Source organism: Paenibacillus sp. GYB004 (genome assembly GCF_036577605.1).
Lineage (GTDB): Bacteria > Bacillota > Bacilli > Paenibacillales > NBRC-103111 > Paenibacillus_AB > Paenibacillus_AB oceani.
Genome location: NZ_JARBDB010000072.1, coordinates 155399 through 168650, shown reverse-complemented (window position 1 = coordinate 168650; position 13252 = coordinate 155399). Strand labels below are relative to the sequence as shown.

At 55.0% G+C, this 13252-nt stretch carries 12 protein-coding genes; 9 read left to right on the top strand and 3 right to left on the bottom strand.

What is annotated here, in order from left to right:
• Positions 1–58: 58 nt before the first annotated feature.
• A complete protein-coding gene (locus PV433_RS32865) occupies positions 59–970 on the bottom strand; it encodes a metallophosphoesterase family protein (RefSeq protein ID WP_332076169.1) in 912 nt (303 codons plus the stop codon).
• Between the two features lie 347 nt (positions 971–1317).
• Here PV433_RS32865 and PV433_RS32860 point away from each other — a divergent pair, with 347 nt between their 5' ends.
• The 4 genes from PV433_RS32860 to PV433_RS32845 all read left to right on the top strand — a co-directional run bounded on the left by PV433_RS32860 (position 1318) and on the right by PV433_RS32845 (position 3349).
• Complete coding sequence (locus tag PV433_RS32860; RefSeq protein WP_332076168.1) at positions 1318–2043, top strand: hypothetical protein; 726 nt, start codon at positions 1318–1320, stop codon at positions 2041–2043.
• Between the two features lie 6 nt (positions 2044–2049).
• On the top strand, positions 2050–2187 hold the full coding sequence (locus PV433_RS32855) for a hypothetical protein (protein WP_332076167.1): 138 nt from the start codon (positions 2050–2052) through the stop codon (positions 2185–2187).
• Between the two features lie 24 nt (positions 2188–2211).
• The gene (locus tag PV433_RS32850) at positions 2212–2628 is read left to right on the top strand and encodes a DUF3905 domain-containing protein (protein WP_332076166.1); all 417 of its coding nucleotides are present in this window, start codon (positions 2212–2214) and stop codon (positions 2626–2628) included.
• A 286-nt stretch (positions 2629–2914) separates the two neighbouring features.
• Positions 2915–3349 (top strand): BrxA/BrxB family bacilliredoxin, encoded by a 435-nt coding sequence (locus PV433_RS32845; protein WP_332076165.1) that lies wholly within the window; start codon positions 2915–2917, stop codon positions 3347–3349.
• A 681-nt stretch (positions 3350–4030) separates the two neighbouring features.
• Here PV433_RS32845 and PV433_RS32840 read toward each other — a convergent pair.
• Positions 4031–5407 carry a hypothetical protein gene (locus PV433_RS32840; RefSeq protein WP_332076164.1) on the bottom strand — a complete coding sequence of 459 codons (1377 nt, stop codon included), beginning with the start codon at positions 5405–5407 and terminating at the stop codon, positions 4031–4033.
• A gap of 576 nt (positions 5408–5983) precedes the next feature.
• Here PV433_RS32840 and pyrH point away from each other — a divergent pair.
• Both pyrH and nadE read left to right on the top strand, forming a co-directional pair.
• Positions 5984–6721: a UMP kinase gene (gene pyrH, locus PV433_RS32835; protein ID WP_332076163.1), complete on the top strand. Its 738-nt coding sequence runs from the start codon at positions 5984–5986 to the stop codon at positions 6719–6721.
• A 191-nt stretch (positions 6722–6912) separates the two neighbouring features.
• Positions 6913–7722, top strand: coding sequence for an ammonia-dependent NAD(+) synthetase (nadE, locus tag PV433_RS32830; RefSeq protein ID WP_332076162.1), 810 nt, complete (start codon positions 6913–6915; stop codon positions 7720–7722).
• Between the two features lie 1149 nt (positions 7723–8871).
• Here the strand turns inward: nadE and PV433_RS32825 are convergent.
• On the bottom strand, positions 8872–9879 hold the full coding sequence (locus PV433_RS32825) for a Gfo/Idh/MocA family protein (protein WP_332076161.1): 1008 nt from the start codon (positions 9877–9879) through the stop codon (positions 8872–8874).
• A gap of 223 nt (positions 9880–10102) precedes the next feature.
• On the opposite strand from PV433_RS32825, the gene PV433_RS32820 reads away from it, so the two are divergent.
• The 3 genes from PV433_RS32820 (at position 10103) to PV433_RS32810 (ending at position 13227) form a co-directional block, all read left to right on the top strand.
• Positions 10103–11413 (top strand): ABC transporter substrate-binding protein, encoded by a 1311-nt coding sequence (locus PV433_RS32820; protein WP_332076160.1) that lies wholly within the window; start codon positions 10103–10105, stop codon positions 11411–11413.
• 72 nt (positions 11414–11485) lie between these two features.
• Entirely contained in the window at positions 11486–12379 is an 894-nt protein-coding gene (locus PV433_RS32815) for a carbohydrate ABC transporter permease (protein WP_332076159.1), read from the top strand.
• Positions 12379–13227, top strand: coding sequence for a carbohydrate ABC transporter permease (locus tag PV433_RS32810; RefSeq protein ID WP_332076158.1), 849 nt, complete (start codon positions 12379–12381; stop codon positions 13225–13227). The genes PV433_RS32815 and PV433_RS32810 overlap by 1 nt, the downstream gene beginning before the upstream one ends.
• Positions 13228–13252 lie beyond the last annotated feature (25 nt).

Here is a 13252-nt window from a genome sequence, read left to right as displayed (position 1 = left end):
TGGCGAGCAGAGAGGGGAGTAGATAGTTGCCTGTATTGTGGATTAACGCCGCTTAATTTTACGGGATTACCGAAACTTCGCCCGTCCACCGTTCATCCGTATGGTTGCGCCCCCGCACGGCGATTCGCCCGTCACGGTATACCTCGACGAACAAGCTTTCGCTTTTGAGCGGGGACACCGGCTTATTTCCGGCCGAATACACCCCGCGGACGGCGCCGCTGCCAACCGCCGTAAAGGGACCGCGCCACAGCTGCCCGGTCGTCTCCAGATCCCAGTGCGTATGTCCGGAGAACAGGACGACGGCCGGGTATTTCGCGAGGATGGCGCGTAGACGTTCATGCTGGACCACGCCGCGCTCGAGCGAGCTGCCTTCCACCGTGTCCGGCAGGGGCTGGTGCAGGAAGACGAATGCCGGCATGCAAGAGCTGCCGGAATCCGCTTTTTTCCCTCCCGATGCTCCCGTATGCCGAGGAGGACTCGTTAAATCGGCAAGACGTCCGTCCAGCCAGTTCAACTGCTCCTCTGACAAACTGGCGTCCTCGCCGACCGATTCGTCGACGTCCCGGTATGCTTCTCCGCTTAAAAAAAGAAAGGGTACGCCGCGCACGGACGTTTCGTGATACAACCGGCGATAGCCGAAATGCCGCTTGAACTGGGACGTTGCCCGGTAGGAGCTCCAATCCCCGCTTAACTTGGTGTAATCGTAATGAGTCCCGCCATGCAGCCACATCCGGTAATAGTCATGGTTGCCCATCGTAGCGTGAACAGGAGGGTGTGGCGTGCGGCTCAGCAGCTCCTTCAGGCGAATAAAGTCCCGCTCGCCGCCGTTCGTCAAATCTCCATTGAGTACGAGTAAATCGGCGTCCGGCTTTATGGTATAATATTCTTTAAGCGTTTTCACGAGCAAATGCTGCGATTCCTTATCGGTCTCTTGAATGTGCAGGTCGCTCAGCAGAATAAAGGAGAGCAAGGGCGACTCCGATTGCGATCCGGGGGATATTTGCTTGTCCGGAGTTTGCCGCGGAAGCTCTGCAGCACGGTTTTCGGTTGCGGCAAAAGCGCCGGAAGACGTGGGGCCGGACGGATTCCCGGGCGGCAGTTCAGCTTCAGCTGTCCATCTGCCTGCGAGGCCGGTTACAGCGCAGGAACATAGCGCAAGCGCAGCCGAAACGCATAATACGAGCGTGTTTTTATGAATCGGATTCGCCTCCCGAAGTTGGTCCGGCGGGATTGTGGTTTTGTCCCGCGCTTACGATTAGGTTGGTTTCATTTCCCTGACTTATACATACAGGAACGGAGTGATAGGGTGTGCCTCAAATGATTTCATGGGGGCCGTTCGCGATCCAGACCGGATTGCTGGCCGTCATTGCGGCGGCGCTGACGGCGATCGCGGCTGTCCATCTGATGGCGAGAGCCGCTGGCGGCAGCAATGACAGCCATGCCAAGGAAGCGGCGGAGCTGCTGCAGAATGCGGCTTTTATCGCGCTGATCGTATGGAAGTTCGGCCACGTCTTGTTCGCTCCGGCTGTCGTCTGGGAGCGGCCGTCCGCTTTGCTGCTGCTCAGCGGGGGAACGCGGGAAGCTTTCGTTGCGATGCTTGTGGCAGGCGTGTATCTGGTGGTGCGTCTGCGCAGGAGAGCGATTCCGATCCGGCTTTTTCTCGATCTTGCCGCTTTCGGAGCCGTGCTGGCCGTTATCGTATACGCGGCGATCGACTGGAATTACGGGAAACCGACATCGCTGCCGTGGGGAATAAGCCTGAGCGACCCCGAATTCCGGTATCATCCGGTGTCCGTTTATACGATGCTGGCGGCGGCGTTCGTTGCGCTGCTGCTGTGGATGCGCCGGGGGCAGGCGGGTACGGGGGAGCTGTACAGAGCCGGCTCGATCTATATGGGACTTGGGCTGCTGGCCGTCTCCTTCGGTGCGGTTCCGAAGCCTGCTGTGCTGCTGCTGTCGTCCGATCAATGGTGGGCGATTGCTTTGGCGGGAATTGGCATTGTTTCGTCTACTCTGTCGCATAATAAGGCGGAAGGGAGATGACCAATCATGTCAAATCAACCAAAAAACGATCAGGACTCCATCGCTCAGCGTCGTCAAGCCCAGCAAAACGAAGAAACCCGCGGGAAATCGGCCGGCAGCGTCGTGGATAAAAAGCTGGACGGTCCTAACCGTCCCTCGGTTTAAGCCGGGTCCCGACAGGAGCGGAATATGGACAAAAAAAACTACAACGAGCGCCAGGAGCGGGATACGAAGCAGCAGCCGCAGGCAGGCGGGGACGATGCATCGCTGGACCCGTTCGAGATTAATTTTTTGCCCCAGTTTACGGAAGGCCGAGGCCCGAGAAAACCGTTTATTAACGAATTCGGCGTTACGATCGGCGACCATATCTACGAATCGCCGGACTCTCCGCTCAGCCAGTGGACGGAAGAAACCGATCCTATGGTGATGGCGGGCGATCAGTGGGTGCACCCGTTCAAGGATATCGGATTTCAGACCGACGAGAACCGCGATTATTTCGAGAAGGGGATCTTGCCGTCGGCTCAAGGCGGCCGGTTCATGCATCCGGATAAAAACACCGCTTACGATGCAGGCACGGACCCCGATCCGGATCATGTAAAGGAATAAGCGGGATTGAGTGGTTGGAAGGGCGGGGTGCCGGGTTAGCCCGACTGGAGGTTTCGACGGGCAGACCGTACCACCTGTTGTTGTAAAAGAGACAGACGGCGCTTAACCAGGCAGCCATGCGACGATGAGGACAAAGCGGCGTTTCGACCGGAGATGACGGCTCTTTATAGAAATCTCATCCATTCGGTTTTGAATGGGGGCTTTGCTTACGCGGGCTGGAGATGTATAATAAAAGTTAGTCAACATTTTCGATTCGAAACTTGCGAATCTTGGAGGAGTGAAGATCATGTCCATGTCATTCGAAGCATATATGAAAGATGTGGTTCAACCGATGCGGGAAGATTTGACCCGTATTGGCATTCAGGAACTGCGTACGCCTGATGAGGTCGCCCAGCAGTTCGAAAGCGCGAAGGGCACCTCGCTCGTCGTCGTTAACTCGGTATGCGGCTGTGCCGCCGGCCAATGCCGCCCAGGTGTCGCCCAAGCGCTGCAGCACGACATTACGCCGGATCACCTGTTCACCGTTTTTGCCGGACAGGATAAGGAAGCTACGGCTAAAGCCCGCGAATATTTCGCGCCATACCCGCCGTCGTCTCCGTCGATCGCCCTGATGAAGGACGGAGAGCTGGTACACATGATTGAGCGCCATCAGATCGAGAACCGCTCCGCATCGGAGATCGCCGCAGATCTGACTCAAGCGTTTGAGCGTTTCTGCCGCTAATCGGATGGGAACTAAGCAAGCAGTGAGCTGCCCGCAAGGGCAGCTTTTTTGAACGTTAATTTCGTGGACTAACGAATCGGATCGTGCTTATGGCTGAAAAACGACGTTATTCCAGACGTAACGAATCCGGAGATCGTTATTGAAACGATAGTTGAAAAAAACGATCCGATTTGCGAGGAATAACAATACAAGAGTTCGCTACAAATTCAAACGCCCGCATTCGGCGCTTATAACGGTTGCTGGGTTCGTTAGCGATACCACCGTAAAAAAGACAACACGACTGAGGGCGATCGGCTGGATCGAAAGAAGAAGGTGGTATCCATTCCCTTCCACACGCATGCGTATGGGCTTGCACGTCAGAGAACCGTCAGGGTGATTCCCCTGACGGTTTTTTTGTTGTTTTTGCCTCTCTCCGGGGAGCCGCGCGCCTGAAGGGCTGGCTCTTGTTAAGCTTTGAATGGAGACGCCGCTCCTCTCTGTGCAAATTGTGGATAAGTTGTGGATAGTGTGCGTAATTGCCGTGGATAAGTTGCAAATTTTCGTGGATATGTTGTTAATAAAATGTGGATATGTGGGCTAATGGTGCTGGGAAGCTGCGTTTCCGCTATCGTCTGGGGCCGGTATGCCCGAAGGGGATAGCGGAACGCTTGTGTTCCGTTATTGCCGAAGTGATCGGCGGGATTAGACGGGTTCTGGGGACTTCCCTCCGGTCGGAAACCGCTCCGGCAGATGGAGCTGTGCCGCACCGGCGAGCTCCCCGTCGGATAGACTGGTCGTTCTCCCGTTCTCGTATTGCCGGACGACCCATTCGTACAGCGCCTTCACGCCAGGGTGGCGTTTATCGACGCGCTCGCTGCCGGTAAGGCCGAGATAGCGGTTCACCCAATGCGCGACGCCGGCTGTGCCTGCTTTGTCGGTGACGAGGACGCCGAGCGGCCGGTTCAGCAGCTTCGCGGTGTCGAAGATGTTGTAGATCTCTTCGTTTTTGATAATGCCATCGGCATGGATGCCGGCTGCGGTTACGTTGAAGCTTTTGCCGACGAACGGCGTCATCGGAGGGATTTCGTACCCGAGCTTGCGTTCGAAATAATCCGCGATTTCCGTAACGACCCGCGTATCAACCGAACGGTCCCCTGTAAGACCCATGTATTCGAACAATAACCCTTCGATCGGAGTATTCCCCGTCCGTTCGCCGAACCCGAGCAGCGTTCCGTTCACCCCGGAGCAGCCGTACAGCCAAGCCGTCGCCGCATTGGTGAGCACTTTGTAGAAGTCGTTATGCCCGTGCCATTCGAGCTGTGCGGACGGGATGCCGGTCTCTGTCCGCAAAGCGTGCAGCAGCCGCGGCACACTGCGCGGCATTACCGCTCCGGGATAGCTGACGCCATAGCCCATCGTATCGCACAGTCGCACCTTGACGGGGATGCCGCTTTCGGCGGAAAGCTGCTGGAGCTGCTGTACGAACGGAACGACGAAGCCGTACACGTCAGCCCTTGTCACATCCTCCAGGTGGCAGCGGGGGCGAACGCCTTCCTCCAGGGCGGCGCGCACAACGGACAAATACTGCATCATCGCCTGTTCCCGGTTCAAGCCCAGCTTGAGATGGATATGGTAGTCCGAACACGAGGTCAGGATGCCTGTCTCGCGGATGCCCATCTCTTTGACCAGCTGAAAATCTTTCTCCACCGCGCGAATCCATGCCGTTATCTCCGGAAATTCGTATCCCCGCTCCTGGCATGCCCGGACCGCTTGACGGTCTTTCTCGCTGTACAGAAAAAATTCGCTCTGACGGATGACGCCGCTGGGCCCCGATAACCGGTGAAGCAGATCGAATAAATCGGTAATCTGATCGACGGTGTAAGGGAGGCGGGCTTGCTGGCCGTCGCGGAACGTCGTGTCGGTAATGAAGATCGAGTCGGGACGGTCCATCGGGACGTCCACGCCGTCGAAGAGTACAAGCGGAGGAGCGTCGTAAGGAAATTGTTCACGTAGCAGGTTGGGCTCTGCAGGTGTGGCTGCGGAGAGGAATCGATCGTCCGAGTTGCGTTTTTCATTCATTGTCGCTTCACCCTTTCTTCGTATGAGTTTATTGTATGAAAATTGTTTGATAAATGAAACTTTATATATTTTATTATAATGATAGATATTATTTATTGATTTAATGGCTTTTCCTAGTTTGCCGATCGAGGATAAGGCGTTCAATAAGGCGGAATCTATTCATAGCCGAAACTCCGGTCCGCCTCGCAGCATGAAAATCCCCGTTGCAACAACACGCAAGTTCCGGTATGATCCTAAGAAGGAACAATCGGGAAGGGGCGACGGGGACGATGCGGATCGGATCGGGAAGCGGCTATATGGCCGGATGGAACGTCGGTTCGTCATTTGCCGTTGTCGGCGCGCTCTCAGCTGAGAAGGCTGCGAAGTCCGGTCGTGGACGGGCTGAGGCTTCCGGTTTGGCTTCATACAACAAGGCTGCCACCGTTATGGGTCTCGCTGACGTTTCATGGTTCCTGCTTCATCCTTTTTCCGGTTCATGTGTGTGGGTCAAATCCTTATTTTCAATTTCGGTCAACAGCGCCAAGCCTTCCGGCTTTGGCGTTATTTTTTTGTCCAATCGCGGAGGTGTGTCTAGGGATGAGGTACAGAAGAGTGTTGGTCAAATTAAGCGGCGGGGCGATATCGGGCGAAGAGGCGACGGGGTTCGATCACGGCAGGCTGGAGCATATCGCGGATGAAGTGCTGGCGGTAACGCAGCTTGGCATCGAAGTATGTCTGGTGATCGGCGGGGGCAATATTTTCCGCGGCAATATGGCGGAGGCGTGGGGCATCGAGCGGGCGGAGGCGGACAATATCGGGACGCTCGCGACCGTGATCAACAGCTTGATGCTGCGCGGCGTCCTTAAGTCGAAGACCGACAAGGAGGTCCGGGTCATGTCTTCGCTTGCCGTCAATGCGGTAGCCGAGCCGTACATCCGGCTGCGCGCCATTCATCATCTGGAGAAAGGGTATGTGGTCATCTTCGCGGGCGGCAACGGCCAGCCGTATGTGACGACCGATTACCCGTCGGTGCAGCGGGCTCTGGAGGTGAACGCACAGGCGATCCTGGTTGCCAAGCAGGGCGTGGACGGCGTATACGATAGTGATCCGAAGCGCAACCGGGAGGCGAGATTGTTCGCTTCGCTGCCTTACGAGGAAGTGATCCGCAGGGATTTGAAAGTTATGGACTCGTCGGCCTTTATTCTGGCGCGGGATTATGGCATACCGCTGCATGTGTTCAACTTCGACCGGGCGGGTGCGATGAAACGGATTTGCGAAGGGGCTGACGAAGGCACCGTGGTTCGGGCGGGGGCGAATGTGCGCTTTGCTACATAACGCTAGGGGCGCAGAGGGCAAAGAAAAGCTTACAGGAAGGCGGGGGAGGAAGCTCACCCCGCACTTTTTTTTCGATTCGCTTGAAATCTGGCGGTGGTGAACTATACTGATGTTAGGAAGTCTGACGTTGGGTTTGTTGGGCGGCAAAAAAACGCCTGTTCCATGATGAACATAGAAGGGTGATGGGGACGATGAGCCTGCAGCAGGATATTATCGCCCGGCTTGGCGTCAAGCCGGATATCGACGCCGACGCGGAAATTCGCAAGCGGGTCGATTTTTTGAAGCAATACGTGCTGGATTCGAAGGTGACCGGCCTGCTGATCGCGATCAGCGGAGGTATCGACAGCGCTGTGGCAACGGGGTTGTGCAAGCTGGCCACGGACGAGCTGACGAAGGAGAAGGGCATGGAGTATATTACGCTCGGCGTATTCCAGCCTTATGGAGAACAGGCGGACATCTCCGACAGCTATTCGGTGGCCGAAGCGTTTAATCTGACGCACAAGGTGGAGACGAATATCGAGCTGGCTGTCGACGAGATCGCGCTGGAGGTCGAGTACGGCTTCAAATCGCTCGGCATTCACCGGCACATCAGCCGGGCCGGCAAAGGCAACGTGAAAGCCCGCACGCGGATGGTCGTCCAGTACGCCCTGGCGTTTGATATGAACCTGCTCGTGGTGGGCACGGACCATGCTTCGGAGGCGATTACCGGATTTTTCACCAAATACGGCGACGGCGCAGTCGATCTTACGCCGCTCAGCTCGCTGAACAAGCGCCAGGTTCGTCAACTGGCCGTACGCCTCGGCGTTCCGCAGCCGATCTTGGACAAAGCGCCTACGGCCGGCTTGTGGGAAGGCCAGACCGACGAGCAGGAGCTCGGCATCACGTATGAGGACAACAGCAATTACCTGGAAGGCAAGGAGATCGACCCGGCCGCCCGGGAAAAGCTGGAGAGACAATATTTGAAGACCGAGCACAAGCGGTCGCCTATCCCGGGAATTTAGCGCTCTGCCGATTGTTTTTCGCACCGGGCATAGCTTCTTCTAGCTTGCAGTAATACGCTTCATGACAGCGGCCGGTCAGCCGGGCCGATGAATAGAGGAGCCCGGCTTCACGGAGTGAGGCACAGAGCAGGGCATGAGAGAGTACGGAGCTCGAGTACCTTGCACAGTGCAAAGATCAAAGAGTACCGGGTACGGGCACAGAGTACAGCGTGGGGCATGGGGTGCGGTGTAAAGAGTATAGAGGATAAGGCACAAGAGCACAAGAGCACAAGAGCACAAGAGCACAAGAGCACAAGAGCACAAGAGCACAAGAGCACAAGAGCACAAGAGCACAAGAGCACAAGAGCAAAAGAGCACAAGAGCACAAGAGTATAAGTAGAGATTACAGAGCTATGGGCATGGAGGAGTCTGCGGACCTTCCGTGCTTTTTGTTTTGGTGGACGATTAAAGGGCGGGATGTCCGCTCGCTGCACTTGGTGACGTTTGTCCGTCCGCCTATAGGAAGTCCGGTTTCCGCTATTATCTGTAAACAGGCTGAACAGGCCATTTACCGGAACAATTATTTCCGTTATTTCGGCGAAAACAGACAAATTCGGCTGCGCATCGAAGAATAGCGGAACTAAAACTTCCGTAAACCTGGTTGATCCGCCATGTAACAGAAATAGAGGAAACGATTCTTCCGGTTCTGCAGCTTCCGGTGTTTTGTACTCCCTTCACCTAAGATGAAACAAAAACCGGATGAAGGGAGCATTCCGTGTTCGTTTATATGTGGATAAGATGTGTATAACCCTGTGGACAACTGGCGAAATCAAATGCGAAGCAAAAGAAGCGGGTGGCCAGGGCTGGTGAACGAAAAAAAGCCGGGAACCCTTATGCAAGGGCCCCGGCGCAGCATACGTCTCGGCCAGCCAGCTCGTACGATGCGTTAGCCTGATCAGCTCGTACGACTCGTTCGGCCTGACCAGCTAGTACGACGTGTTAGCCTGACCAGTTTATTCGGTTCGTTAGCCTGACCAGCTCGTACGATTCGTTTAGCCATACCAGCGTAACGACTCGTTAACCCGACCAACCCATACGACTCGTTTAGCCGCTCCGCCAACGTAACTCGTCCCACATTTTATAACCTGATTCGTTATGGCGTATTCCGCCTCACTTGCCCATTCCCAGTACTTCTGCCCCGGCATCCGCCTCGATCGTCAATCTGCTGGTGGCGAGCACATCGTCGTGAGTTAACGTACCGCGCTCTCCATGGATTCTGGAAAGGAAATCCGCAGTCAACGACTGAGCCGGATTCGCAAGCTCCGCTTGCTCAAGCGGCTGCGAATCGGTTACGCGCAGGTACAGCTCGTCCGCACCCGACACCGAAGGGTCTCCGCTCAGCCGCAGCTCAGCAAACCCTTTTGTCCCATTGACGAAGATCCGGCAATCTCCCCACGTCCAGCTTTTGTCCGGCGTGTGCCAATCCGCGTACAGCATCCCGATCGCCCCGCCGCTCATCACGACTTGAGCGGAAGCGGTATCGAGGAACTCCGGATATTCCGGCAGCTCGTTTTTGGCGACGACTGTTTTCACAGACACGGCTTCCTGGCCGGTCAGCCAGCGCAGCAGGTCGAAGTCGTGCACGAACAGGTCGATGACGATTCCGCCGTTTTGTTCCTTGGAGAAGTGCCAGGCCGCCCGTGAAGCCGGATTAAGCCGATGCGGCTTGCGCATCATAATACTTGCGATCTGCCCAAGCTCTCCTGCCTCAATTGCGCGTTTGAGCGTATACACGGCCGGACGGTAGCGCTCGGTCAGCAGCATCCCGACCTGAATGCGCCCGCGCCGGATGACCGCTTCCAGTCGGTCCAGCTTGTCCCGGTCCGTAACGGCCGGCTTATCCACCATGATATGCTTGCCATGCTGCTCGCACCATTCGATAATCTCGATCTTCTCGCTATTGATAGCGGCAGACCCGATCACCGTTACCGAATCGTCCAGGAAAACGTCCCGTGACTGAACCAGAGGGATGTTGTATTTTTGTGCGAGCTGCTCCGCCAAGGAAGGATCGTCCTTCTCATATACGCCGGCGCACACGTGGCCGAGCGCAAGCATTTCTTCGATAAAGATCGTAACATGAGCATGCCGGCAGCCTATAATTCCGAATCGGATGGACATACGTGTTTCTCTCCTCTGCATCGTTAATTTATAATTGCAGCTGTCCCCGTTATGATACCTTGGGCGCTTCCATATTGGCAATCGAATTGTGAAAGTGCATACATTTCTGCAACAGGACCTTACATTATTACATTCAGGATCGAACGGCGGTCAGCTATGATGAGAGTAATTGGAACCGGTACCTTAGCTTCCAACAACTCGAGATAAGAAGGGGAGTCATCGCATGAAAAGAAGATCAGGCCGTCTGTTGTCAACCGCAGGACTAAGCTTGTTGATGGGAGCTGTCGCACTAACCGGCTGCTCCAACGATAATGATAACGCTTCCGGCAAGACGCCGGAAGCATCCGCCGACAAAGTGGAGCTTCGCGTGCTCTGGTGGGGATCGCAGGACCGTCACGACTTGACGATGAAAGCGATTAAGCTGTTCGAAGACAAAAATCCTACGATTAAAGTAACCCCGGAATATTCCGGATTCGACGGCTACTGGGACAAGCTGTCCGTGCAAGTGGGCGGAGGGTCGGCACCGGACGTTATTCAGATGTCGACGGCTTACATCAACGATTATGTGAACCGGCAAGCGCTGCTGCCGCTGGACGGAGCAGGCATCAAGCTGAGTGATATCGATGAAAGTACGCTTAGTACGGGCAAGCTGAACAACAAGCTGTATGCGATCCCGGCCGGCATTAACTCGCAATCTTACGTCTACGATCCGGCTATGCTGGCTAAGGCTGGCGTAAAGCTCCCCGAACACATGACTTGGGACGATCTGGCCGCCGCCGCGAAACAAGTCACCGAGAAGCTTGGCAAAGACGTAATAGGCGTCACGAACGACAGCGGCTCCCCGGAAATGCTGCAATATTTCATCAGGCAGAAGGGGATGGAGTTTTTCAAAGACGGCAAGCTGGGCTTCACGACCGAAGCGCTGACTGAGTTTTTCAACTACTGGGAGAAACTGCGGAAGGAAGGCGCGGCTTCGACTCCGGAGCAGACCGCTTCTTACTTCGGAGCGCCGCTTGAGAAATATCCGATCGTAACGGGCAAAACGCCGTTCGCCCTGCTCTCTTCGAACCAGATCGGCTCCATCTCGACGCTGGCCAATCGTCCGCTTGAAATGACGTTCATTCCTAAGGCAAGCGGAGGCATCGATGCGGACTTTGTCTCGCCTTCCATGTACTGGTCGATTTATGCCAAAACCAAATATCCGAAGGAAGCTGCACTGCTGATGGATTTCATGCTGAACGATCCGGAAGCGGGCAAAATTCTCGGTGCCAACCGCGGCGTCCCGGTATCCGGCAAAATCCGCGAAGCTTTGAAACCGCAGTTGAACGATCTCGATAAGAAGCAGTTCGATTTCGTAGACAAGGTTACCAAGGTAGCGAAGCCGATCAACGTCATCGATCCGAAAGGCGCAGGCGAAGTCAGGCAGCTGCTCGGCACGACTTCGCAAGAGATCCAGTTCGGCAAAAAAACGCCGGAGCAGGGCGCCAAAGAGTTTATGGACAAAGCGAACGCCATCCTGGACAAAATGAAATAGAGCATTCCCCGGGAGGTACCGCGATAGCGATTCGCGGTACCTTTCATCACCAAGATCAAGGAGGCTCGTACCATGCAAGGTAAACTGCTTCGACAAAACACGACCGCTTATCTGTTCATGCTGCCATGGCTGGTGGGTCTGTTCCTGTTCACGTTATGGCCCATGATTAGTTCCCTGTACTTATCTTTCACGCGTTTTGAATTGCTGCAGCCGTCCGAATGGGTCGGCCTGCAAAATTTCAAAGAGATTTTTACGGCCGACGAGCGGTTCTGGCAATCGCTGAAGGTTACGTTTCATTTCGTTGTCCTCTCCGTCCCGCTCAAGCTGTTGGCCGCCCTGCTTGTAGCGATGATGCTGAACCGTAATATTCGAGGCATCGGCCTGTACCGCAGTCTCTATTATTTGCCTTCGCTGATCGGCGGCAGCGTGGCCGTATCGATCATGTGGCGCCAAATCTTCGGAGAGACGGGAGTCGTCAATGTACTGCTCAGCATGTTCGGCCTGCAGGGGCCGATCTGGATCAGCAACCCGGATTACGCGATCTATACGTTAATCGCGCTGGCCACTTGGCAGTTCGGCTCCTCCATGGTTATTTTCCTGGCGGGCTTGAAGCAAATCCCGGAACATCTATACGAAGCTTCGGCCATCGACGGTGCCGGGAAGGTGCAGCAATTTTTCCGCATCACGTTGCCTATGCTGTCGCCGGTGATGTTCTTCAATCTCGTTATGCAGGTAATCGGCGGATTTATGGTGTTCACTCAAGGTTTTATCGTTACAAAGGGCGGTCCGATGGACGCTACGCTGTTTTATGCGATTTATTTGTATGAAAAAGGGTTCAAATATTTTCAGATGGGCTACGCATCCGCGCTTGCCTGGATTTTACTTGTCATTATCGGTATTTTCACCGCTATTTTGTTCAAAACCTCAAAAAAATGGGTTCACTACGAATCGGGAGGAGATAAATAATGAGACAAGCAGCTGTATTTCCGGCCAGCCGAATCTTATTGCATGTCCTGCTCGCGGTGGGGAGTCTCTTGATGCTGTACCCCGTCTTCTGGATGGTATTCGGTTCGGTTAAGCCAACGGCCGAAATATTCTCCTCGGTGTCCCTATTGCCGAAAACGTGGTTCTGGGACAACTACAAGCTCGGATGGAACGCTATACCGCGGCTGGATTTCGGGATCTTCCTGCGCAACTCGTTTACGATCTCGTTCCTGGTAGTCGTCGGCAATATCGTGTCCGCCTCCTTGGTTGCCTTTGCCTTCGCGCGTCTCCACTTCACCCTGAAATCGTTATGGTTCGCGCTTATGCTAATGACGATGATGCTGCCGAGTCAAGTGACGCTCATCCCGCAGTATGTGCTGTTCCACAAGCTGGAGTGGGTGAATACGTACCTGCCGTTAACCGTGCCGCATTTCCTCGGAGCGGCTCCGTTCTTCGTGTTTCTGATGGTGCAGTTCATCCGGGGGATTCCGAAGGAGCTGGACGAGGCTGCGATCGTCGACGGGTGCAATACGTTCCAGATCTACTGGCGTATCGTAATGCCGCTGTGCGTGCCTGCCATCATTACGACGGCGATCTTCAGCTTTATTTGGACCTGGGATGATTTCTTCAGCCAATTGATCTATATTAATACAGTCAGCAAGTACACGGTGCCGCTTGGACTCCGGCTCTTTCTCGATGGCAGCGGCAAGAGCGAGTGGGGTCCCATGCTGGCCATGTCGGTTTTGTCTTTAGTACCAAGCTTCGTTTTCTTCCTGACATGTCAGAAGTATTTGGTTCAAGGAATCGCGACTACCGGACTGAAAGGCTAATTCGGGAGCTCCGTAAAGGTGGGGG